Genomic DNA, 22,738 nt, shown 5'->3' on the forward strand with positions numbered 1-22,738 from the left:
GCGCGGCGCGGCTTACGGCGCCGCCGGCGACCGCGCCGCGAGCAGCAGCTCGATCGCGTCGGCCAGGTGCTCGTCGGCGATATGGTGATCGCCGCGCGCGACGCGGAGTTCGTGCGCCTTCATCAGCACGTCGACGTCGCGCAATCCGGCGGGCGTCTCGAACTTGTAGCAGGCCAGCTCCACTTTCAGACCGTTCGGGTCGTGCAGGTAGATCGAGTCCATGAAGCCGCGATCGCGCTGGATGAACTCGACGCCGCGTGCCTGAAGCCGCGCCGGCGCTTGCTGGAAGGTGGCGCGCGACACATTGAACGCGACGTGCTCGACGCAGCCGATCTCCCTGGGCGCGTGGCGGCCGGCGTCTTCGCGCGATTCGTTGGTGAACACCGTCAGCAGCCGGCCGTCGCCGGGATCGAAGTAGAGATGATTCTCGTCGGGCTTGCCGAGATTGGGCTGCTCGAACACGAACGGCATGCCGAGCGTCCCATGCCAGAAATCGATGGCGCTCTGCTTGGTCGATCCGACGAGCGTGATGTGGTGCAGACCCTGGACCTGGATCTTCTTCACGGGGAGACTCCTGAATAGGGACAGTGGGCCGTGGTCAGTGGGCCGTGGTCAGTAGGCCGTGGGCGGGGCGATCGACCGTCGTATCCGCCCGGCAGCGCCGCCGCCATCCCAGCGCTGGATGCGCCGGCTGCGAGTGATGGCGGCGCCATGGCTGCCGGGCGGATGCGGAAGATCCGTCAGAGCAAACCACCGGCCGCAAAGGCGCCGCGAATCCCGCCGGAAAACCGGGCGTCTGCATCGGCGGCAGGCGTTCCGTGGGCACAGGACTGTGATTTGGCACACCGTCCTGGACGTGTGCGCGTGTGACGCAGGCGCTCACGGCTCTGGCGCGCACCACGGCGGTCACGGCGCGATGTAGGTGGTCTTCACGGTGGTGTAGAACTCCGCCGCATAGCGTCCCTGCTCGCGCGGACCATAGCTCGACGCCTTGCGTCCGCCAAATGGCACGTGATAGTCGACGCCCGCCGTCGGCAGGTTCACCATCACCATCCCGAACTGAGCGTGGCGCTTGAAATGCGACGCGTGCTTGAGCGACGTCGTGACGATCCCGGCCGACAGCCCGGTGTCGGTGTCGTTGGCGATGGCCAGCGCCTCGTCGTAGTCCGCGGCGCGGATCACGCACGCCACCGGACCGAAGATCTCTTCGCGGGCGATGCGCATGCTGTTGGTCGCCTCGACGAACAGCGCCGGCGACATGTAATAGCCCTCGGTCGCGCGGGCCACGCGTGCGCCGCCGGTCGCCAGCCGCGCGCCTTCCTTCTGGCCGACCGCGACATATTCGAGATCGGCCTCGAGCTGCGGCTGGTGGACGACCGGCCCGACTTCTGTCCCGGCGCCAAGCGCATGGTCGACTTTCAGCGCCTCCAGCCGCTTCGTCAGCGATTCGACGAAGCGATCGTGGATGCCGGCCGTGACGATCAGCCGTGAAGATGCGGTGCAGCGCTGGCCGGTCGAAAAATACGCGCCGTTGAGCGCCACGCCGACCGCCGTCGCCAGATCCGCGTCGTCGAGCACGACGAGCGGGTTCTTGCTGCCCATCTCGAGCTGGAACTTCGCCATCCGGGCGACGGCCTTCTGCGCGATCGACTTCCCCATGTCCATCGAGCCGGTGAAGCTGATCGCCGTCACGTCTGGATGGGTGACGATCGTGTCGCCGACGGTGCCGCCCGAGCCGATCACCAGATTGAAGACGCCGGGCGGCAGACCCGCCCGGGCGAGCAGATCGGCCAGGGCCCACGCGCATCCCGGAGTCCAGGAGGCGGGCTTGAACACGACGGTGTTACCGAATGCCAGCGCCGGCGCGATCTTCCAGGCCGGGATCGCGATCGGAAAATTCCACGGGGTGATCAGGCCGACGACGCCGAGCGGCTCGCGGGTGATCTCGACCTCGACACCCGGGCGCACCGACGGCAGCGTCTCGCCGGCAAGCCGCAGCACTTCTCCGGCGAAGAACTTGAAGATCTGACCGGCGCGCACGGTTTCGCCGATCCCTTCCGGCAGGGTCTTTCCCTCTTCGCGCGACAGCAGGCGCCCGATGTCGTCCTTGCGCGCGAGAATGTCGGATCCGACCCGGTCGAGCACGTTGGCGCGCTCCTGGATCGACCCGGTCGACCAGGCCGGAAACGCCTTCACCGCCGCGGCGATCGCCGCGCGCGCCTGGGCGGCATCGGCCTGCGCATATTCGCCGATGACGTCGGAGAGATCCGAAGGATTGCGGTTCTCGGCCCAGGTCTTCCCCGCGACCCACTCGCCGTCGATGTAGTTGCTGAACTGCTCGGTCATGTCTGCAGTAATCCTCGTCGTGCCAGATTGGTCATCAGCGCCGCCGTCCCGAACGTCCACGGCGCAATATCGTCCGTGTGGTTCACGCGGTTGACGAGCGTGCCGAGCGACGGTGTCGCCACTTCGACAATGTCCCCGACCGCGTGGGTGAATCCCTTTCCCGGTCCGAAGCGATCGATGGTGGGCGCGAACATCGTCCCGAGAAACAGCATCATGCCATCCGGATACTGGTGATGCCGTCCCATCGCGTGCTCGACCAGCTCGGTCGGGTCGCGGCTGATCTGGGCCATCGAGCTGTGCGCGGTGAAGCCGAACCCGTCGGGCCCCGTCACCTTCACCGTGAGCTCACAGCGCCGCACGGTGTCGAGGGTGAATCCCGCGTCGAAGAGCCGCAGGAACGGGCCGATCGCCGCGGCGGCGTTGTTGTCCTTGGCCTTGCCGAGCAGCAGCGCCGATCGCCCTTCGAAATCCCGGAGATTGACGTCGTTGCCAAGCGTCGCGCCGGCGATGCGTCCGCGGCTGTCGACCGCCAGCACGATCTCCGGCTCGGGGTTGTTCCATTCCGACTTGGGATGGATGCCGATGTCGGCGCCGGTGCCGACGGCGGACAGCGGCTGCGCCTTCGTGAAAATCTCGGCGTCGGGCCCGATCCCCACCTCGAGATATTGCGACCAGACCCCCTGCCGGATGAGCGCGTCCTTCACCGCTGCCGCCTGCGGCGAGCCCGGACGGATGTCACGGAGGTTCTCGCCGATGATCGAGACGATTGACGCTCGGATGGCCTCGGCCTTGCGGGCGTCGCCGCGCGCCTGCTCCTCGATGACGCGCTCGAGCAGGCTGGCCACGAACGTCACGCCGCTCGCCTTGATCGCCTGCAGATCGCAAGGGGCCAGCAGCCGGGGCCGGCTCGGCTCATGCGACTCCGCCGCGGAATTCGCGAGGGCGTCGGCGACGGAGGCGATGCGCGTCAGGGATCCCGCGCTGCGGACCGCCAGCACCGGATCCTCCAGCTCCAGCAGCTGCGCGCAGGTCGGCGCGAGCCCCGAGAGGTCGAAGAGATCGCCGCCGCGCACGACAACGGGAGACGGTCCGCCGGCGTCGGGCAGCCAGGCACGCCCCACCAGCGTCGCGGATTCGGCGTCCCCAGGCAGGCAATCGACGGAACGTACCCAACGTGCCACGCCTTCGAGAATAGTCGAGATGCGGGCCCGACGGAAAGGAGCGCGGGTGTCGACGGCCTGCTGAGCCGCCCCCCACGGGGGTCAGTGGATGACGATCCGTCCTTTGAGTGACGGGTTATCGGGGTCGTCGTGGTCGTGAAAGCCGCAGGTGCGGACGGTGATCAGATTCGCGGTTTCGCGGCGCTCCCCCGACGCGAGCAGCCCGACGGTGTTGATCTCGGGACAATCGGTGTGCTCGGGATGCGGGTCCGAAGCGATCTGGTGCGACCGGTTGTGGCTGTTGATGAAGAGGACGCGCGAGCCGGCGGTAATCGTCAGCTGCGACGGGGTGACGACACCCGCCGCAGAGATGACAATCTGATTCGGATTCTCCGGTGTCGTCGGCGTCGAGGGCGTGCTGCTGCCGCCGCCGCAGGTGCCAAGCGCCAGCGCCGCCGCGACCGAGGCGAGACGAGCCGTCCGCCGCACCTCAGAACCGGTAGCCGGCGGTGACCGCGAGCACGCGGTTCTTCGTCCGGCTGCTGTCGGTCTTGTCGGCGTCGACGTCGCGCACGCCGAACGTGTAGCGGCCGTCGATCGAGAAGGCGCCGAGCACGATGCCGCCGCCGCCCACGACACCCAGATCGATCGTCTCCACCTGCTCGGTAATGTCGAGCGACTCGGTCGCGCCCGTGAAGCTCGTGACCGCCCGCGCCCGAACGCGGAATGCCGGCGCGGCCCCACCCTCGACGTAGTAGTGACGGTGGCCGGTCCCCAACTGCACCCGCGCCAGGAGCGGCACCTCGACATAGTCGATCTGCGCGGTGGACGAAATCCCGAAGCTCTCCAGCTTCGATCCCTTGGCCGTGTACAGACCTTCGACCTGTAACCCGAGCCACGACGCGACCGGCAGTATGTAGAACGCCCCCACGACGGCGCCGATGCGCACCGAGGGCACGGGTGCGTCGGCCTCGCCGCTGACCTGTTGCGTGGCGACGTTCACGCCTCCCTTGACGCCGAGGCCGCGATCCTGCGCGGGGAGCGCGGGCGCCGATGCCAGCAGGATCGCGAACGTGATGGCCGCAGCGCGCCGGGTGCGCCTCACAGGAACGCCGGCCCCCCGCCGAACGCGCCGCCGAGCACCGACACGGCGTCGCCGCCGAGCCAGCGGTCGATCACGGTCGCGTAGGCCGAGCGGAAGTCGATGTCGAAATGCACGTCGGTGCCGTTGTTCTCGAGCGTCGGGTTGTCGGACGCGATGCGCAGGTTGGGCGCCGTGCCGTAGAGGCCGCCGCGCACCCCACCGCCCAGCGCGAGCATGATGCCGGCGGCGCCGTGGTCGGTGCCCTGGCTGGCGTTCTCGTCGATGCGCCGGCTGAACTCAGAGAACTGCAGCACGAGCGTGTCGCCGAACAGCCCCTGGTTGACGAGGTCGGTATAGAAGGCGAGCAGCGAGCCGTCGAGCGTCCCCATCAGGCTGGCGTAGGTGCCGTTGGCGTTGGTGCCCTGGCCTGCGTGGGTATCGAAGCCGCCGGTCTGGACCCAGAAGACGCGCGTGCCGATCTGCTTCACCATCGCGCCCGCAACGGTGCGCAGCGCCAGGCCGAGACCGTTGTTCGGATAGGTCACCGTCGGACGATACGCGCCGACCTGCGCGACGCGATCCAGCGTGGCGAACGCCGCCTGCGCGGTCCCGTTGACGAACGCCAGGTGCGGCCGATCCACCGGCAGATGCGACGCGATGCGCGTCGCGGCGTCGCGCGCGAAGCCGGCGTCGGCGCCGCCGTTCGGGCTGGCGAACGCGTACGTCTGGGCGTTGGGAATCGCAGGCACCGCGGTGGTCCGCGCCTGCAGCGTCTGCGGTATCGTGCCGGCCGTCGACCAGCCGGTGAGCGGGTCGAGCGGCGCCGGAAGCCGATCGAGGTAACGCCCGAGCCAGCCGAATCCTGCCGGCGAGCCGGGATCCGCAGTGGACCAGATGTCGGTGCCCTCGAAATGGGAGCGGGAGGAATTGGCGTAGCCGGTACGCTGCAGGACCGCGAGGCGCCCGGCATTGAAGATCGTGCGCAGCCCGGTGAGGCGCGGGTGCAGCCCCAGCGGATGGCCGCCGCTGTCGGCCCCGATCTGCAGCACGCTCGCAGCCGGCACAGCGAGGGTCGGGCGACGGGCGTAGTACTGCGCGTCGGTGTACGGAATCAGCGTGCTCAGCGCGTCGTTGCCGCCGCTCAAGTAGAGCACGACCAGGTTGCGCCGAGCGCTGCCCTGCGCCAGCGCCAGCTCGTTGAGGAAACGCGGCGCGGCGAAACTGACGGTGAAGGCGGCCACGCCGCCCCGCACGAAATCACGCCTGGTCATCGACATTTGCGCCCGCCTCCTAGACCAGCTGGTACTCGCCGGATCCCACGATCAGGTGGACGAGCCCGGGCACTTTCGTCAGCAGTTGCGCATCGGAGCCGGTCCAGGCGCCGCCGGCCTGCAGGTATCCGAGCAGCGTCGATTGGCTGTCGGCGTCGAAGTCGGCCGGCAGCAGCCGGTCCATCGCTTCCGAGAGCACCGCGTCGGCGGAGGCCGCGAACGGGCGGTACCCCTCGCGCAGCGCGAACTTCTGGTTGGTCGCCAGCTGCGCCGCGAAGTTCATCCGCGCGAGCGTCGCGCCGGTCGAAAACCACCCCTGCCCGAGCCGCCACCCGCTCACATCCGGGGGCTCGAGCAGCTGCTGCCCCATGGCGGCCAGCGGCGTCAATGCGTCGTTCACCGAGAAGCCCGACCAGCCGACCTCTTTCAGCGCGCGGACCACGAACTCCACCGGCCACGAGTAGCGCTTGTAGTAGGTGGCCGGATCGCGAAACTGCGGCGAGAGCAGCAGGTAGCGCACCATCGGCTCGATCTCGAAGTTGCGCGCGTAGTACAGCGACGCCATCTGATCGATCAGCGCCTGGTCCGGCTCGTCGACCTCGTTTACGAAGTATGCATAGAGCTTGCGCGCCAGGCGCGGGCCGGTCTTCGGGTGCGCGGCGACGGCGTTGAGGAGATCGAGTCCGTCCTGCATCCCGGCGCCGGCCGCCCGCGCCGGAATCACCGCGCTGCCGTCGGCATAGATCGGAAACGTGAACGACTTGGCGCTCGTATCGTGGTTGCCGGCCACGTAGCTGAACGCGTAGTGCTGCGCCGCGCCGCTGCCCGGGTGCGCCAGATTCCAGCCGCTGAACACGCGCGCGCCCGCGTAGACGTCCGTCTCGGCGAACGTGTCGACGCCCATCGTGAACAGCTCCATCAGCTCGCGCGCGAAGTTCTCCTGCGGGTGGGCGCGGACGTTGGAGCGGCCGTCGAGCCAGAACAGCATTGCGGGGTCCTGTGCGACGGCCACCAGCAGATCGCGGAAGTTGCCGAGTGCGTTCTGGCGGAAGAGCTCGATCTGCCCCGTCACGCCCCCGGCGTCCTCGGACGGCTTGGCCGCGAGCATCCGCGTGGCGTCCTCTGTCGACGTATCGCCGGCGATCTTCGATTGTGCGGTGGCGAAGTGATTGTGCCAGAAGAGCGCCATCTTCTCCTGCAGCGGCCGCCTGGTGTGCACCATGCGGAACAGCCACCTCTGACGGGCGTCGGTGACGCTGGTCGTCGGCGAGAACGCTGCCGGCGAGGTCGTCAGCACGTAGCCGGGCTGTCCGATGTACTGATCGACATCGTCAGGCTGTTTGCCGTAGTCGAGGAGATAGGCCGCGGCGGTTGGATAGCTGACGATCCCGAGGCGCGCAAACTGCGCGAGCTCCGCGTCGCTGGTGCCGAAGCCGGCACGGCGAAACAGATGAGCAATCTCTTCTTCGCGTTGCGGAGCCACGGCGAGTTGGTGTCAGGATCATAGCAGCTTGCCGCCGACGAGCCCTGACGAAATTCGCCGCTCAGATCTGCGAGTAGGCCGCGGGGCGCAGCAGGATGTCGGTGATGTTCGACACGATTTCCGCATCCGAGTAGCCCGGCGTCTGCCGCAGTTTGGCCCAGTCGGCGTCGCCGGCGAATGCGGCCCAGTTCCGATCGCGCGCGGCGAGGTTCTCGTGGGTCAGCATGTAGACGAGGCTGGGCATCCGCGGACCCGCGAGCGTGTGCGCGAAGAACACCGGCGCGAAGCCGACCCGCTTGAAGATGTCGATCTCCCCCATCTCGGCGAACATCTTCACCTTGGCGCGATGCGCACGTTCGCCGGGGCTCTCATAGGTGCGCAGCTCGAAGATCCGCGCCCCTTTCGAGGCGGTCGCCGCCGGCACCGCGATCGCCGGAAACTGTGGAAACGCCGAGAGGATGGAGACCTCCTGCCGCACATACGCGGGATCGCCCGCAGCGGCGTCGAGGTACGCCGCGGCCGCCCTCACGTACTCGGCGTCGGCGTCGAGCGCCGCATCGCGCCGGACGAGCCCGTCGGCCGACGCAAACGGCGTCAGCACGCACGTGGTCGGCGTCGGCAGCCCGAACGTGACCTGGAAGACGCCGACCGGCGCGTGGCCAAGCCGATTGAGCGCCGGGATCAGCGCGGCCTGCAGGTAGTCGTCGAGACGGCGCCCGGCCGGTCCCGTCCGCATCGAGAACTGGCGCCATTCGTAAAGCAGCGGTCCTGCGGCGCCGCCGCCGGTCGGCGCGGCCTGCCCGGCCGCCATCGCCGGCAGCATCGGAAACAGCGAGAGGAAGTTCCGTCGGAACATGCGCACAAGCTTACCGCACGGACCCGTCGCGACCACGACGCCGAAGCGGTCAGCCGCAGAACCCATGGAGTGAAACGGCAGGACACCGTAAAATGCCCTTGGTGAAACATATGTCACGCTCCGACTGGCCGGCCCTCCCCTTGACCTCCTGGCGCGACACGCGCGACACCCTGCATATGTGGACGCAGATCGTGGGCAAGATCTCCCTGGCGCTGACGCCCCGGGTGAACCACTTCTGGAATATCGCGCTGCAGATCACGCCGCGCGGCCTCCAGACGCCCATGCTGGCCTCCGGCGACACCCACTTCATGATCGCATTCGACTTCGTGGCGCACGAGCTCGTGATACTGACCGCGGCCGGCGCCCGGCGCACTGTTCCGCTGGCGCCGCAGACCGTGGCCGACTTCTATGGCAGCGTGATGAGCGCGCTCGTCGAACTGGGCATCCAGATCCGCATCTGGACGCAGCCGGTGGAGGTCGTGGAACCGATCCGCTTCGAGGCCGACACGACCCACCGCGACTATGACGCGGAGGCGGTGGGCCGATTCTGGCGGACGGTGCTCGCGATGAAGCCGGTGTTCGATGCGCTGCGCGCCGAGTTCATCGGCAAGTGCAGCCCGGTCCACTTTTTCTGGGGCAGCTTCGATCTCGCCGTCACGCGCTTCTCAGGGCGCCGGGCCCCCGCGCGTCCGGGCGCCGACGCGATCACGCGTGAAGCGTACTCGCACGAAGTGATCAGTCACGGCTGGTGGCCAGGCGGCGGCCCGATCGACGAGCCCGCGTTCTACGCGTACGCCGCGCCGGAGCCCGAGGGGTTCAGGACGGCGGCCGTCGCGCCGTCCGCCGCGATCTACAACGCCGACTTCGGCGAGTTTCTCCTGCCCTACGAGGCCGTGAGATCCGCGGCGTCGCCGGAAGCCGCGCTCTACTCGTTCCTGCGGACCACCTATGATGCCGGCGCTACGCTCGCCCACTGGGATCGCGGCGCGCTCGAACGCCCCGCGCCTGAGTGGCCGGCGGCAAAGGAGTGGACACGATGAAGACCGGCGCCTGCACGCACATCGACGCCCTCGAGAAGGTTGCGCCGGCGCGAGCCTACGAATGCGAGGAGTGCGTGAAGATCGGATCGTCCTGGGTGCACCTGCGCACCTGCCAGACGTGCGGCGGGACGCGCTGCTGCGACAGCTCGCCCAATCGCCACGCGACCAAGCACGCCCGTGCCACGCATCACCCGGTGATCGCGTCGGCCGAACCCGGCGAACGCTGGGTGTACTGCTATCCCGACGACGCCTTCGCCGAGTACTGAGGCGCCTGAGCGGGCATCGACTCAGTGTCTCGCGCTCGGCGGCTCGCGCTCAGCGGCCAGTGTGGCGGCTGTCAACTGCGCGACGGCGCCGAGCGTCGTCTGCGCGGCGTTTAGACCGAGACGGAAATCCTTGTCGGAATAGGTGGAAAACAGATCCGTCGGCTGGTGCCACTGTGGATCCCAGCCGCCGCCGATCTGCGCGCCGCGCTCGTTTTCGCGCACGCTGATCGCCGCGACCAGGTCCTGGAAACGGCCTGAATCGGTGTTGGTCATGTGCGGACCGACCGCCGCCGGATAGTCCGTCGCATACTTCTCGTTCGCGGCGTGCAGGACCCACGCGAGCGCCTGAGCGTCGGCGGCGAACTTCGAGGTCTTCTGGAATTCGACGTTGACGTCGGCCTCGGCGCGCTGCTCCTTCGGCAGGGTGCCGTCGGCGAGCGGCATGCCGTGATCGAACATCATCATGTCGTGCTGGATCATCCCCAGCCATTTCGGCTCGGGATACTTCCCTGATCCGGCCGGGTTCTCCTGCCCCTGCAGATCCTTGCGCTGGTCGACGTAGGCGCCAGCGCCTTCGAGTCCGGTCTCCTCGTTGTTCCAGAGCGCGAAACGGATCGAGCGGTCCGTCCGAACGTCCGGGCTGCTGAAGACCCGCGCCAGTTCCATCACCAGCGCCGTGCCCGAGCCATCGTCGTTCGCCGCTTCGCCCCAGCCGATGCCGTCCATGTGCGCGCCGACGATGTACATCTCGCCGGGATGCGTCGCCCCCACCTTCGTGCAGAACACGTCCTGGCGCTCGCCCGGCCCTTCCGGCGTCGGCTCGCTGTCGAGCTCGCGGATACGATCGTCCGGCTGTTTCGCCGGATCGTTGTTGACCCCAGTCGGACGTCGGGTGCCACGGATGCGGCTGCCCCCCTGGCCCTGCGTGGGATCGCCGGTGCCGCGGCCGCGGCCGGCCGCCGCCCCCGGCTGGCCGCGCCCGGCCTGACCGCGCGCCGCGGGGGTGCGCGGGGTATAGGTGTAGGTGACTCGTTCGGGCGCGCAGCCGTAGCTCTTGAGCTGCGCCTCGATCCAATCGAGCGCCGCGCGGTTGCGCGCCGTCCCCTGCCGGCGATCGCCGAACTGGGTCAGGCCCTTGATCGTGGCCTTGTATTTTTCGAGATCGAGCCGCGCGACGAGCGTCTTGATCGGATCGTCGGGCGCCTGGGGCACCGGGGCGGCCTGGGCCTGCAGCAGCACGGCGCCGAGGGCCGCGATGCATGCGGTCAGTCGAGTCGTCATTCGTCGCGTTCTCCTGGCGGTGGCTGGGGCATGGGCTCGAGCGCATCCCGGTCCCACGAGTAGCGGAATCGTCCATGCGTCTCGCAGCGGTAAAACAAACCAATCTGTTCGCCGAGCTGCGCCGTCCGCTGCATGTCGGCCCCGCACTGGGGACAACGATTGAGCTGTTCCCACCGCCCCTCGGCGGCGGAAGGGGTATCGTCGCTCATGGGTGGCTTGGCTAAGAGCGGATTTGAATCAGCGGCTCATAGAGGCGCGTCCCCTTGCACTCGGGGCACTTGGTGGCGCCGATCACCTTGTCTTTCGAGAAGACATAGCCGCAGCTGCGGCAGCGTGCCGGCTCGACCCGGACGTCCTTATCGGCCGCCTTCGCCGACTTGAGCACGTGCTTCAGGTGGTCGTCGACTTCCTGGCGGGTCAGCTTCAACTCGTGGGCGATGGACGACATCGTCCGCGGCTGACGGAGCATTTCCTCGATCTGCTGGCGCACGGTCATTTCCCCTCTATTGTAGCCGGGCCCGGATCAGGCGTGCGAATGACGGGAGCCTTCGAGCCGGCGGTGGGTCTCGACGGCGTCGCGCGCCAGGTAATCCCGCAGCCAAACGCGCTCGATCACCGGATACAGCGCGGCGAGCGGCAGGGCCAGGAGCGCCCCCGCAATGCCGCCAATTTCGGCCCCTGCGGCGAAGGCCAGGATCACCGCCAGGTTCGACAGGCGAAGGCGGTCGCCATACACCTTGGGACCGATGTAGTAGTTTTCGGCCAGGTGATACCCCGTGTAGACGCACGCCACCGCAATCGCCACGCCGCCCGATCGGGTCGCCGCGAGCAGCAGCGCCGGGGCAGCGGAACAGATGAAGCCCACGACCGGGACGAAGTCGAACACCCCGGCCAGCAACGCGACCAGCAGCGCGCCGGGGACGTGGAGGAGCGACAGCGTCGAGAACACGACGATCATGGCACACGCCGACGTCGCCAGGTTGCCGGCCAGGTAGCCGCGGACCTTCTCGCGCGCCTCCGCGGCCGTGTAGTCGACGCGCGCGCGGTAGGCTGGCGGCACATAGGCGAGCAGCCAGGCATAGGTCTGCCGTCCTTCGAGGAGCAGGTAGATCGTCAGGATCAGGGCAAGGATGCCGACGATGACGCCATCGACCACCAGGCGTCCGGCGTCGAAGGCATACCCGGCGGCCGCGCTGGGGTTCACCGGGCTGCGGGCCTGCCCGGCCGCCTGCCGGACGACGCCCGGGAGCCGCTCGGCGATGCCATGCCGGACCTCGTCGACGTGCCCCGAGAGGTCCCGTGCCTGCGAGACGAGCGAGGCCCCGCTCGTCCAGAGGAAGCCGACAGCCACGAGCGCCAGCGTCAGCACGAGGCCCGACGCCGCCAGGCCGCGCGGAATCCGCCGCGCCTCCAGCCACCCGACGATCGGCTCGAGACCAACCGCGAGCACCGCCGCCATCACGACCAGGATTACCAGTTGCCAGAGGTGCAGCCAGAGCCACACGACAAGGATCGCCGCCACCACGCGGACGATGGATCGCACGCTGATGTCGATGACCCGCCGTTCCGCCGTGCGCGCGTTCGTCACCGGGCTCAGCATTGCAAGCGGCGCGCCGCGAGACAGCCGGGGTTCACCACGCGATCGCTCCGGTCCCGATGTTGCGTCGCCTCCCTCCCATGAGCCGCGTCACGCGCGCCCTGCGCCATCGCAACTATCGGCTGTTTTTCTCGGGACAGAGCCTGTCGCTCGTCGGCACGTGGATCACCCGCGTCGCGACGAGCTGGCTGGTCTATCGCCTGACCGGCTCCGAACTGCTGCTCGGCATCGTCGGGTTCTGCGGGCAGATCCCGACCCTGATACTGGCCCCGTTTGCCGGCGTCGTGGTCGACCGCCGCAACCGGCACCGGCTGCTGGTCGTGACCCAGATCCTGTCGCTGCTGCAGTCGCTGGCGCTCGCGGTGCTGACGCTCGAGCACCTGATCACCGTGAAGTGGGTGCTGGCGCTGCAGATCGCGCAGGGCGTCATCAACGCGTTCGACACGCCGGCGCGGCAGACATTCGTCGTCGAAATGGTCGAGGATCGCGCCGATCTGCCCAACGCGATCGCCCTCAATTCGGCGATGGTGAACGGCAGCCGGATCATCGGCCCGTCGATTGGCGGCGTGCTGATCGCGACGGTCGGCGAGGGCTGGTGCTTCATGATCGACGCGGCGTCGTACCTGTTTGTGGTGGCGTCGCTCATCCTGATGCGGACTGCGCCGGCGGCGCCGCGGCCAGCCACGCGGATGCGCGAGGAACTCCGCGACGGCTGGCGCTACGTCTGGCAGTCGCTGCCGATCCGGACCGCGCTCGTGTCACTGGCGGTCGTCAGCACGATGGCGATGCCCTACACGGTGCTGATGCCGGCGTTCGTCGACCACGTGCTGCGCCGGGGCCCCAACACGCTGGGGACCCTGATGGCGGCGTCGGGCGCGGGCGCGCTCGCCAGCGGCGTCTATCTGGCGTCGCGGCGCTCGGTGGTCGGCCTCGGCCGCATCGTGGCGATGGCGACGCTGGCATTCGGCGCGTCGCTGATCGGCTTCGCGTTCGCGACGTCGTTCTGGATGGCGCTCGCCGTCCTGCCGGTGGTCGGAGGGGCCTTCATGATGCAGATGGCGGCGACCAACACCGTGCTGCAGACGCTCGTCGACGACCGGATGCGCGGCCGCGTGATGGCGTTCTACACGATGGCGTTCTTCGGCACGGCGCCGATCGGCAGTCTGTTGGCTGGCGTCGTCGCCGACCGGATCGGCTCGCGCTGGACGATCGGCCTTGGCGGAGCCGCCTGCATCCTCAGCGGCGCCTGGCTGGCGTCCCGCCTGCCGCGCCTGCGCGCGATCGTCCATCCGATCTACGTCGAACGCGGCATCCTGCCCGTGCCGGCGGTCGACAGCGGCGCCAAGACTCTGTAGCAGGCGAAAGCGCGCGGCCCCTCATTCGGCGCGGAGCGTGCTGGCTGGATCGAGCCGCAGGACGCGGAGCGCCGGCAGCAGGCTCGCGGCGACCGCGATGAGCATGAGGCCGGCGATCACCCCGGCAAACGTCGCGGGATCCGACGGCGCCACGCCCCAGACGAACGACTGGAGGAGCCGGGTCACCGCCAGCGCCGCAGCGGCGCCGAGCGTCACGCCAGCGGCGGCGAGCAGGAGTCCAGGCACGACCACCACGGCAATCGCCTGGCTGCCCGTCGCGCCGAGCGCGAGACGGATCCCGAGCTCGCGCGTGCGTTCGTTGACGCTGCTGGCGATCAGCCCGTGCAGGCCCACACCCGCGAGCACAAGCGCGATCAGCCCGAGACCCGCGACGAGCCAGACCATGAATCGCTGCGACGCGAGCTTTTCGCCCCGGAGGGCGTCGATCGTCCGGATGCTGGCGATCGGCAGCTGCGGATCGACCGCCGCGATCGCCGTGCGCAGCTCCGAGACTACCTGCGACGCCGGCAGCTGGCTGCGGACGACCCATGAGGGCTGAAACCACGTGTGCACGAGCGTCAGGAACTTCGACGTGGTCTGCGCGACCGGAATGTAGACGCACGGCAGCGGCGAGATCGGGCCGAAGTTCCCCCACCCGGCCGATCCCTGCTGCGTGTTGCCGACGATACCGACGATCTCGCGCGGCGCGCCCGGACCGATGTGGCGGCCGATGACCTGCGGGTCGTTCTTGTAGTAGCGGGCGACGAACGCCTCGTTGACGACCGCCACGGGCGCCGACTGCGCGGTGTCGCGCGGGTCGAAGGTGCGGCCGCCGCGCACCGGCACGTGCAGCGTCTCGAAGAAGCCGGGGGTCACGTACATCTCGTTGGTGATGCGCCCCTCCGACGGGGAATCGACCTGCGGACCGTCGAGCCGCCGGAACCCGTCGTTCAACAGCCGGCTGTACGGCATGCCGAGCGCGACGGCGACGCTCCCGATCCCGGCGCGGCCGCGCAGGCGCGCATTCGTCGCCTCGAACAGCTGCGCCACGGCCTGCGGCTCACGGTAGCGCGCGTCCTGCAGCGACACGCTGGCGGTCAGCAGATTCGCCTCGTCGAAGCCGGGATCGAGCGTGCGCAGGTGCACGAAGGTCCGGATCAGCAGTCCGGCGCTGACCAGCAGGATGACGCCGAGCATCATCTCGGCCACCACGAGCACCCGGCGCGGCCAGCGGCTCGACCCGCCGGCGACGCCGCGGGTCCCGCTCTCGGCCAGCGCCGCCTGCACGTCGAGACGCGACGTCTGCAGCGCCGGAAACAGCCCGAACAGCACGCTCGTGCCGACGCCGCACGCTGCCGTGGCGAGCAGCACGCGCGTATTCAGCGTCAACGGCTGCCAGAGGCCGAACACCTTCGCACCGAGCGAGCCCACGACCGAGAGCGCCGCCCAGGCGACGGTCAGCCCCGCCGCCGCGCCGAGCAGCCCGATGATCACGCTTTCGACGAGGAGCTGCCGGACGACGGCGCCACGGCCGCTGCCGAGCGCCATGCGGGTGGCGATCTCGCGGGTGCGGGTCGCGCCGCGCGCCAGCAGCAGGCCGGCGACGTTGACGCACGCGATCAGCAACACGATGCCGACCGCGCCCCACAGCATGAGCAGCGGCTGCCGGATGTCGGCGGTCATGCCCGCCTGCATCGGGACCAGCTCCAGCTCCGCGGCATCGCCGGCCGGCACGTTCACGAACGCCTGACTCGACGCGCCGCGCAGGTCGTTCTGCGCCTGCGCCCAGCTCACGCCGTCGCGCAGGCGGGCAATGGTCTCGTAGTTCGTGCCGCCCCCCTCTCCGGTCGTCGAGGGCTGGAGCGGCGTCCACAGATCGACGCCGCTGCCGCCGTCAAAGCGCGCGCCGCCCTCGGTGATCGGAAAGTCCGCCGGCATCACGCCGACGATCGCGTAGGTCTCGCCGCGCAGCGTCACGGGTCTGCCGGCCACGGCCCGGTCGCCGCCAAAGACGCGGCGCCACAGATCGTAGGTCAGCATGACCACCGGCTGGCCGCCGGGACGATCCTCGTCCGGGGAGAACTCGCGGCCGATCATCGGCGCGATGCCGAGCACGCGGAAGTAGCCGGCGCTGACCCGCTGCTGCGAGACGTAGGCGACGTTCTCCGCCGCCACAAGGTTGACGCCCGTGGTCCCGCCGTAGACGGCCGCGTCGACCGTGCTCGTGTGATCGCGCACCGCCAGCCACATCCGGCCGTTCGACCCGGTGTCGTGGCTGTCGCCCGACTTCACCGACCGATAGTGCCGCCCGACGATCGCCAGGCGGTCCGGCTGCGGGAACGGCAATGGCTCGAACAGGAGCGCGTTGACGGCGCTGAATACCGCCGCATTCGCGCCGATCCCCAGCGCCAGCGTCACCACCGCCGCCGCGGTGAACCCCGGTGTCTTGCCCAGCATCCGCAAGGCGTAGCGCGTGTCGCGAGCCAGCGTCTCGAGCATGGGAATCCTGTTCATGCGGGAATAGACGGAGCGAACGCGCGGTTGGTTTAGCGAAAATGGGGGCGGCGGCCCGCTATGCGCCCTCCTCCGACCGCTCGTCCCAGATATCGGACTGCGCAATCTCCCGGATCACGGGCTGGCTTCGCGCCTGGCGCACCATGTCGCCGCGCGGGTCGGCAAAGCCCCATTCACGCACGTCGATCGTGAAGCTGAATCGCGAGATGAGGGTGCCGCGGGTGACGTCAGCGTCCTCTTCGTCGCGCCCGATCTCGGCGCGCGCCTGCTCGATCAGCTGTTCGAGCACCCACGAGGGCACGTTCCGGCGATAGCCAGGATAGACGTAGCTGAACATCTGCAGCTGCGCCAGCAGCAGCGGCCAGTGCTCCCCGACCCGCGACATCAGCCGCTCCCAATCGAGGCCCTCGCCGACGCACAGCACAAGGTGCAGGATGTCGGACATGTCGTGCCGGTGGCGTTCGCTGATGAACAGCCGGTGCCAGATCAGTTCCTCGGCGGGAGCGATGCGGACCGGATGGGCCGCCAGTACGCCGGCGCGGCTGTGGGTGACCCAGCCGCCGTCGATGAAGGCGACCGCGTTTCCCATCCCATAAATCAGATCGACGAACTTGTCGCCGACGAACCCCTTGGCGAGCCAGTGCAGGTCCTCGAGCCGCATCACGAAGCCGGCGTCGTGAAGCGCGCGCGCCGCCGAGAGGACGGCCTGCGGCTCCACGAACAGGTCGAGATCCTTGGTCTGGCGGTAGATGCCGGTATGTTCGTAGATGGCGTAGGCACCGGCCACCACGTACGGCACGGCCGCCTCCTGGAGGGCCTGGAGGGCCCGCCGGTAGACTTCCCGCTCCTCTTCCGGAATCCAGAAGTCACCGTGTGTCAGCGACTTCCGTTCTTCTGGCGACAGGCGTCGCGGACGCCGTCCATGCGCGCTTGGCAAGATGCCTCCGGCTCTATCTCAGCAACCCGCGGGCCAAGTCGGAGGCGTCTCAGCCCGCGAGATCCGCCATCAGCGGAAACCCGTGCTGGCGCCGGCCTTCGTCGGCATCGTGCGCCATCGACGTCTTGAACCGCTCGAACCGTCCGTCGGAGGCCGGCTCGGCGGCATGGCGCCGCAGACGCGCCATCTGCGCAGCGCTCAGGGGGCTGAATCCCGACGCAATCCTGACGTTCTGCCGGAGCACGCGCATGGAATCGATACCGCTGACCGTGGTCGCGACCGGCAGGCTCATGGCGTAGCGAAGCGCGTCTTCGACCTTCACGGCCCGCTTCTTCACCGGGTCGCCGGACCCGCACAGGCTCTTCATCCCGATCGGAGCGATGCCCTGCCGGACGAGCTCCGGCAGCACCTGCGTCTCGAAGCTCTTGAACGTGCCGTCGAACACGTTCAACGGCAGCTGGCACGCGTCGAACTGGTATCCGAACGACAGCATCCGCAGATGGATCGCCGGGTCCTTGTGCCCGGTGAACCCCACGAAGCGAACCTTCCCCTGCCGCCTGGCGCGATCGAGCGCCTCGACGACGCCCCCACGGGCGAAATGCCGATCGGGATCGTTGAAGTACACGCACTCGTGCACCTGCCAGAGATCGAGGTAGTCGGTCTTGAGCCGCCGCAGCGACTCCTCGAGCTGGCGCATCGCGACCTTGGCATCGCGGCCGTGCGTGCAGACCTTGGTCATCAGGAACACCGCGTCGCGGCGATCGGCGAGCGCGCGGCCCATCCGCACTTCGCTCTCGTGATCGTTGTACTCCCAGGCGTTGTCCATGAAGGTGACGCCGGCGTCGATGGCGGCGTGTACGAGTCGGATGCTCTCGCGCACACTTGCGATCTGTCCGAGATGATAGCCGCCGAGCCCGAGCGCCGACACGCGGACGTCGGCATGGCGGCCGAACGGACGAAGAGGAATTGGCATGGGAGACGGCTCCAGCAAACGGCGCGCCGCGCCAGAGCGCCGGCGCACCTGGCCTACAACGGCGACTGCCAGAGGGCCCGGCCAACGAAGAACGGGCCCAGGCGGTCGAGATACAACGAGGTCTGCTGCGTCCTGCGCATCGACTGCACGACGGCGGAGAGCGGGAACAGATCCTTGCCGACCAGGCCGATCACGAAATCATTGTCGTCGCGGTCGAGCCCGTGACAGGCTAGCCGGACGTCATGAGCGAGGTCGCCGGCGCCGAAGGCCATGCCAATAGCCCCGTGTTCGGCCAGGATCTTCCGCTGCTCCTGTTCGTCGAGCTGCGCGAAACGGCCGCTCCGCCGGAGCGGGTACCAAATCGCCCATCGCCAGTCGGGATTGAGGACCGTACGGCGCGGCCGCTCGATGAGCGTCTCGCGCAGATCGGGCTCGTAGCCAATCGCGTAGGTGCGCCCGAGCATCGTGTAATCGGGCTTGAGCGTCAGTCCGGCGCACGGGCCGCTCCCGAGCACCCGCCGCAGGTCATCGACCAGCGTCGCCGGATCGCGCGTCAGCGCCAGAACAGCGACGCCGTGCGGATCGTTGAGGTCTTCGTAGACCACGGCTTCGACCCGCGCGGCCTGGAGATGAGGCCCGATGGCCACCGCGTCCCGACAACCGCCGAAGGCCAGCACCTGCATGAAGAGACGATCGTCCGAACGCTGCGGCACGCCGTCCCTGAGTCCGCCCTTTTCACTGAGATCCGGCGGCTCGACGCGAGCCCGTCCCTTGTCCATGCTGCTCACTCTATCGCACGGCCCGGCTCCCACCTCGAGCGCCGCCTGGCGCCGGCAGCGGTTTATGGCCCGGCGGCGCACAGGGATTGTCGAGGTTGACCCGCGTCATCTTATGATGATGAGGTCATGTCCACCGACGAACGCCAGGCGGCACAGCGCCGCGTCACCGATCTGGTCGCATTGCTGAAGGCCTCGCCGCAGCAGGATCCGCTGAAGAATCTTCTCGACGAGACGGAGGCGCTCGCCCGTGCGATCACCGCCTTTCATCTCGAAGGGATCCGCTTTCGCATCTACAACGTCGATCGGATGGTGAACCACCCGCCGGTGCCGTTGCCTTCCGAAGCGGCGACGATCGTCTCGGAGGTGCGGCGCCACCTCGAAGCGGCGGGTTTCCACACGCGGTCGCATCAGGCGCCGCACTAGCCCCTCCTGTCGAGGCGCCGCCGCCGCGGATCGCGGCCGGGCCTGGTGATGAGCTCGATAGCATGGGGACGATTGGCTACAATGGAAGGCGAATGAAGACCCCCACGCCGATTCGGGACGTCGAAGCGCTCGAGGCGGCCATCGCTGAGTCGCGTCAACGGCCGGTGCTCCTGTTCAAGCACAGCCGATACTGCGGCGTCAGTTGCGAAGCCCTCGACGAGCTTCACACGCACATCGAATCGGCCAGCGCCGCGGCGTCCTACAGGATGATCACGGTCCAGACCGATCGGCCGGTTTCCGATGCGGCGGCGCAGCGCTTGGGCGTCCGCCATGAAACACCGCAGGCCATCCTGCTCCGGGACGGCAAGCCCGTCTGGAACGCGTCGCATTTCCGGATCACCGCCGCGCAGCTCGACCAGGCCCTCTCGCAGTAACCCACGCGCGCAACGCCCTTACACCGGCCACAGCCACGCCGCCCCGCGCACGCCGCTCGAGTCACCGTGCCGGTTGCGCACCAGACGTGTGTCGACCCGATCCGAGAAGATCCAGCGCCGCCACTCCTCCGGCACGCGCGCATAGAGGCCGTCGATGTTCGAGAGGCCGCCGCCGAGCACGATCACGTCGGGATCGAGCAGGTTGACGACGGTGGCGAGCGCCTTGGCCAGGCGCCGCACGTACAGCGTCAGCGCCGCGACGGCGCCCGCGTGTCCGCCGGCCGCGGCGTCGGCGATCGCCCGCGCGTTCGCCAGATCCGTTCCCCCGTACGCCATCTGCAGCCCGTGCCCGCAGAGAAACACTTCGATGCAGCCGCGGCGGCCGCAGTAGCACGGCGGTCCGGGCCATTCCGCGGCGTCGGGCCAGGGCAGCGCGTTGTGCCCCCACTCGCCGGCGATCGCGTTGGCACCGCTCAGCACGGCGCCGTTGACGACGACTCCCCCTCCGACCCCGGTGCCGAGAATGACGCCGAAGACGACGCCGACGCCCGCCGCCGCGCCGTCCGCGGCCTCTGAGAGCGCGAAGCAATTGGCGTCGTTGGCGACCCGCACCTCGCGGCCGATGGCGCGCGACAGATCGCGGTGCAGCGGATGGCCGATCAGCCAGGTCGAGTTGGCGTTCTTGATGACGCCCGTCGCGGGAGAGACGGCGCCCGGGATGCCGACCCCGACACTGCCGCGGGCGCCGGCGTCTGCCTCGACGGCGGCGACCAGCGCCGCGACGGCCTCGAGGCTGGCGGCATAGTCGCCGCGGGGCGTGTCGACACGGCGTCGGGCGCGTTCGACGCCGTTCGCGTCGATCGCGATCGCCTCGATCTTCGTCCCGCCGAAATCGACGCCGATTCGCATGTCAGCGCGTCGGCAGCGGCGCGCCGAGCAGCACGCGGACGAGGTCGTCGGTCGGCCTCAGCGCCCGCACTTCGGTGATGTCCGGCGGCTCCGCGGGGCGTGGCCGCCCTTCGGGATTGAACCAGACGGCCCGGATGCCGGCGCGCGCGGCACCGACGATGTCAGCGGCCCAGGAGTCGCCGAACATCACGGTGTGCGGCGCCGACACGCCCAGCCGCCCGAGCGCCGCGTCGAAGATGCCGGGATCGGGTTTGGAGACGCCGACGTCCTCCGAGACGACCAGCTCGTCGACGAGCGCCGCCAGGCCGCAGAAGTGCAGCTTGTCGCGCTGTTCGTCGAGCAGGTTGTTCGAGACGATCGCAATGCGCGCGTGCGGCCGCACCGCTTCGAGGAGCGCCGCGGCCCCCTCGACCACCCGCCGCGCCGCGACGTAGCCGGCGCGGTAGGCGGCGGCGATCCGCCCGACGGCGTCGGCGTCCACGGCGATCCCGACCGCCGCGAAGACGCGACGGAACCGCTCGCGTCGCGCGTCGTCGATCGAGAGGTGGCCGGCCAGCACCTCCGCGTGCAGCGCCTCGAGGTGCTGCGAGTGATAGTCCTCGAAGCGCGTGAAATCGACCGCTGGAGCATGACGGCGGTGCACGTCCGCGAGCGCCGCGCGAGCCGAGCTGCGGTGGTCGAAGAGCGTGTCGTCGAGATCGAAGAAGACGGCGTGGACCACCGCGTCGGGATCTCCGTCACCCATGTTCGGCCGCCGGCGGCTGATAGGCGGCGGCACGCCGGCTGCGCCAGGCGACCAGCGCGAGCCGCGGCAGCAGCCGTGGGAAATGCCAGAGGAGGCGGCGGCGGGCCGCCCGGTACGAGAGGCGTCCGCTGCCGTAGTCGACGAGGGTGTCGGCGAAGGCACGGTGCGTGCTGGCGCCGCGCACGATGTTGTCCATGCGCTCGCGCGACGGGAAGAGGTGCTTCTGGATCAACACCGAGTCGCGAAGTTCCGCGCCGATCTCACGGCGCCAGGCGCGCACGTAGGTCCGCCGCGCCCGCGCCGGCTCGATGACACTCCCCTCGCGCGCCGCCAGCACGGCAGCGGCGGCGAGATCGCCGGTGACCATCGCGTAGTAGATCCCCTCGGCCGAGAAGCCGTTGACGAAACCGCCGGCGTCGCCGGTCAGCAGCACGCGACCCTGCGCGGTCGTCGGCAGCGGCCCGCCGATCGGAATCAGGAACGGCGTGAAGTGCTCGCGCTGCGACGCTCCGTCGAGCATGCCGCGGCGGCGCAGGTCGGCGACGAACGACTGCTGCAGATCGTAGGGGGCGACGTCGACCTGCTTCTGGAAGAACGGCAGCACATAGCCGATGCCGACGTTGACGTGCGCGCGCTTCGGGAACACATAGGCGTAGCCGTGCGCGCCGCCGTAGCCGTAGAAGACCGACAGCGTTTCGGGCTCGGCGGCGCGCAGCGTCTCGATCGGCGTCTCCTCCATCATGTCGAGCGCGAGCCGGGCGCGCGGCCAGCCGCGATTGAGGCCGAGCCGGCGGGCGACCACGCTGTTGACGCCGTCGGCCGCGATCACGAACGGCGCGCGGAAGGTGCGGCCGTCGCGGGTGCGCAGCGTCACGGCGTCGCCGTCCTGGGTCGCCTGCGCGATCGCCGCCGGCGCCACGATCTCCGCGCCGGCCTCGCGCGCCAGCGACGCCAGCATCGCGTCGTACTCGATGCGGCGGATCAGCACCACCGCCGGTCCGTTCGATTGCATGCGGAACACGCCGCCCGACGGTCCCTCGAGATAGAGACTTGACACCGCGTGCGAGGGAATCTGCGCGAGCGCGTCCCGCAGGTACGGAAAGCGGCCGAAGACCCGCGTGCTGATGCCGCCGCCGCATGGCTTCTGACGCGGCAGCGGATCGCGCTCGAGCACGAGGACGCGCACGCCGGCGCGCGCGAGCTGCAGCGCGGCCGTCGATCCGGCCGGCCCCGTACCGGCGACGATCACCTCGGCGTCGTGCTGTAAGCTCATGCTAGACTCACC

24 protein-coding genes are annotated in these 22,738 nt (G+C 69.2%); 5 read left to right on the top strand and 19 right to left on the bottom strand.

The window, feature by feature from the left end; all coding sequences use genetic code 11:
* Positions 1-12: 12 nt before the first annotated feature.
* From VGI12_14820 to VGI12_14855, 8 genes are all read right to left on the bottom strand, one after another.
* The gene (locus VGI12_14820) at positions 13-564 is read right to left on the bottom strand and encodes a VOC family protein (GenBank protein HEY2433944.1); all 552 of its coding nucleotides are present in this window, start codon (positions 562-564) and stop codon (positions 13-15) included.
* Between the two features lie 342 nt (positions 565-906).
* A complete protein-coding gene (locus tag VGI12_14825) occupies positions 907-2,346 on the bottom strand; it encodes an aldehyde dehydrogenase family protein (protein ID HEY2433945.1) in 1,440 nt (479 codons plus the stop codon).
* Complete coding sequence (locus tag VGI12_14830; GenBank protein ID HEY2433946.1) at positions 2,343-3,527, bottom strand: fumarylacetoacetate hydrolase family protein; 1,185 nt, start codon at positions 3,525-3,527, stop codon at positions 2,343-2,345. The genes VGI12_14825 and VGI12_14830 overlap by 4 nt, the downstream gene beginning before the upstream one ends.
* An 81-nt stretch (positions 3,528-3,608) precedes the next feature.
* Positions 3,609-3,995: a hypothetical protein gene (locus VGI12_14835; GenBank protein HEY2433947.1), complete on the bottom strand. Its 387-nt coding sequence runs from the start codon at positions 3,993-3,995 to the stop codon at positions 3,609-3,611.
* 1 nt (position 3,996) lies between these two features.
* Entirely contained in the window at positions 3,997-4,611 is a 615-nt protein-coding gene (locus VGI12_14840; protein HEY2433948.1) for an outer membrane beta-barrel protein, read from the bottom strand.
* Entirely contained in the window at positions 4,608-5,867 is a 1,260-nt protein-coding gene (locus tag VGI12_14845; protein HEY2433949.1) for a DUF1501 domain-containing protein, read from the bottom strand. Before VGI12_14845 ends, VGI12_14840 begins: the two co-directional genes overlap by 4 nt.
* 13 nt (positions 5,868-5,880) lie before the next feature.
* On the bottom strand, positions 5,881-7,344 hold the full coding sequence (locus tag VGI12_14850) for a DUF1800 domain-containing protein (protein ID HEY2433950.1): 1,464 nt from the start codon (positions 7,342-7,344) through the stop codon (positions 5,881-5,883).
* A gap of 61 nt (positions 7,345-7,405) precedes the next feature.
* On the bottom strand, positions 7,406-8,200 hold the full coding sequence (locus tag VGI12_14855; GenBank protein HEY2433951.1) for an NIPSNAP family protein: 795 nt from the start codon (positions 8,198-8,200) through the stop codon (positions 7,406-7,408).
* Positions 8,201-8,310: 110 nt separating this feature from the next.
* Here VGI12_14855 and VGI12_14860 point away from each other — a divergent pair, with 110 nt between their 5' ends.
* Positions 8,311-9,240 carry a DUF5996 family protein gene (locus VGI12_14860; protein HEY2433952.1) on the top strand — a complete coding sequence of 310 codons (930 nt, stop codon included), beginning with the start codon at positions 8,311-8,313 and terminating at the stop codon, positions 9,238-9,240.
* On the top strand, positions 9,237-9,506 hold the full coding sequence (locus VGI12_14865; GenBank protein ID HEY2433953.1) for a UBP-type zinc finger domain-containing protein: 270 nt from the start codon (positions 9,237-9,239) through the stop codon (positions 9,504-9,506). Before VGI12_14860 ends, VGI12_14865 begins: the two co-directional genes overlap by 4 nt.
* A gap of 21 nt (positions 9,507-9,527) precedes the next feature.
* Here the strand turns inward: VGI12_14865 and VGI12_14870 are convergent, their stop codons facing one another.
* The 4 genes from VGI12_14870 to VGI12_14885 are packed head-to-tail and all read right to left on the bottom strand — an operon-like array spanning position 9,528 to position 12,375.
* Positions 9,528-10,787 (bottom strand): M20/M25/M40 family metallo-hydrolase, encoded by a 1,260-nt coding sequence (locus tag VGI12_14870; protein HEY2433954.1) that lies wholly within the window; start codon positions 10,785-10,787, stop codon positions 9,528-9,530.
* On the bottom strand, positions 10,784-10,996 hold the full coding sequence (locus VGI12_14875) for a hypothetical protein (GenBank protein ID HEY2433955.1): 213 nt from the start codon (positions 10,994-10,996) through the stop codon (positions 10,784-10,786). Before VGI12_14875 ends, VGI12_14870 begins: the two co-directional genes overlap by 4 nt.
* A gap of 11 nt (positions 10,997-11,007) precedes the next feature.
* Positions 11,008-11,283 (bottom strand): hypothetical protein, encoded by a 276-nt coding sequence (locus VGI12_14880; GenBank protein ID HEY2433956.1) that lies wholly within the window; start codon positions 11,281-11,283, stop codon positions 11,008-11,010.
* Between the two features lie 27 nt (positions 11,284-11,310).
* Complete coding sequence (locus tag VGI12_14885) at positions 11,311-12,375, bottom strand: AI-2E family transporter (protein HEY2433957.1); 1,065 nt, start codon at positions 12,373-12,375, stop codon at positions 11,311-11,313.
* An 89-nt stretch (positions 12,376-12,464) separates the two neighbouring features.
* On the opposite strand from VGI12_14885, the gene VGI12_14890 reads away from it, so the two are divergent.
* Positions 12,465-13,739, top strand: coding sequence for an MFS transporter (locus VGI12_14890; protein ID HEY2433958.1), 1,275 nt, complete (start codon positions 12,465-12,467; stop codon positions 13,737-13,739).
* A 21-nt stretch (positions 13,740-13,760) separates the two neighbouring features.
* Here VGI12_14890 and VGI12_14895 read toward each other — a convergent pair whose 3' ends face one another.
* From VGI12_14895 to VGI12_14910, 4 genes are all read right to left on the bottom strand, one after another.
* The gene (locus tag VGI12_14895) at positions 13,761-16,253 is read right to left on the bottom strand and encodes an ABC transporter permease (protein HEY2433959.1); all 2,493 of its coding nucleotides are present in this window, start codon (positions 16,251-16,253) and stop codon (positions 13,761-13,763) included.
* Between the two features lie 58 nt (positions 16,254-16,311).
* Positions 16,312-17,052, bottom strand: coding sequence for a hypothetical protein (locus VGI12_14900; protein HEY2433960.1), 741 nt, complete (start codon positions 17,050-17,052; stop codon positions 16,312-16,314).
* 187 nt (positions 17,053-17,239) lie between these two features.
* Entirely contained in the window at positions 17,240-18,163 is a 924-nt protein-coding gene (locus VGI12_14905; GenBank protein HEY2433961.1) for an aldo/keto reductase, read from the bottom strand.
* Positions 18,164-18,216: 53 nt separating this feature from the next.
* Entirely contained in the window at positions 18,217-18,942 is a 726-nt protein-coding gene (locus VGI12_14910; protein HEY2433962.1) for a chlorite dismutase family protein, read from the bottom strand.
* Between the two features lie 126 nt (positions 18,943-19,068).
* Between VGI12_14910 and VGI12_14915 the strand changes: the two genes are divergently transcribed.
* Entirely contained in the window at positions 19,069-19,365 is a 297-nt protein-coding gene (locus tag VGI12_14915) for a hypothetical protein (protein HEY2433963.1), read from the top strand.
* 92 nt (positions 19,366-19,457) lie between these two features.
* A complete protein-coding gene (ytxJ, locus tag VGI12_14920) occupies positions 19,458-19,799 on the top strand; it encodes a bacillithiol system redox-active protein YtxJ (GenBank protein ID HEY2433964.1) in 342 nt (113 codons plus the stop codon).
* 18 nt (positions 19,800-19,817) lie between these two features.
* On the opposite strand, the gene VGI12_14925 is transcribed toward ytxJ, so the two are convergent.
* From VGI12_14925 to VGI12_14935, 3 genes are read right to left on the bottom strand one after another with little or no spacing between them, the layout of a single operon-like run.
* The gene (locus VGI12_14925; GenBank protein ID HEY2433965.1) at positions 19,818-20,708 is read right to left on the bottom strand and encodes an ROK family protein; all 891 of its coding nucleotides are present in this window, start codon (positions 20,706-20,708) and stop codon (positions 19,818-19,820) included.
* A 1-nt stretch (position 20,709) separates the two neighbouring features.
* On the bottom strand, positions 20,710-21,453 hold the full coding sequence (locus VGI12_14930) for an HAD-IA family hydrolase (GenBank protein HEY2433966.1): 744 nt from the start codon (positions 21,451-21,453) through the stop codon (positions 20,710-20,712).
* Positions 21,446-22,726, bottom strand: a complete 1,281-nt coding sequence (locus VGI12_14935) for a geranylgeranyl reductase family protein (GenBank protein ID HEY2433967.1) — start codon at positions 22,724-22,726, stop codon at positions 21,446-21,448. The genes VGI12_14930 and VGI12_14935 overlap by 8 nt, the downstream gene beginning before the upstream one ends.
* Positions 22,727-22,738 lie beyond the last annotated feature (12 nt).

This window comes from Vicinamibacterales bacterium (assembly GCA_036496585.1).
Classification (GTDB): Bacteria; Acidobacteriota; Vicinamibacteria; order Vicinamibacterales; family 2-12-FULL-66-21; genus JAICSD01.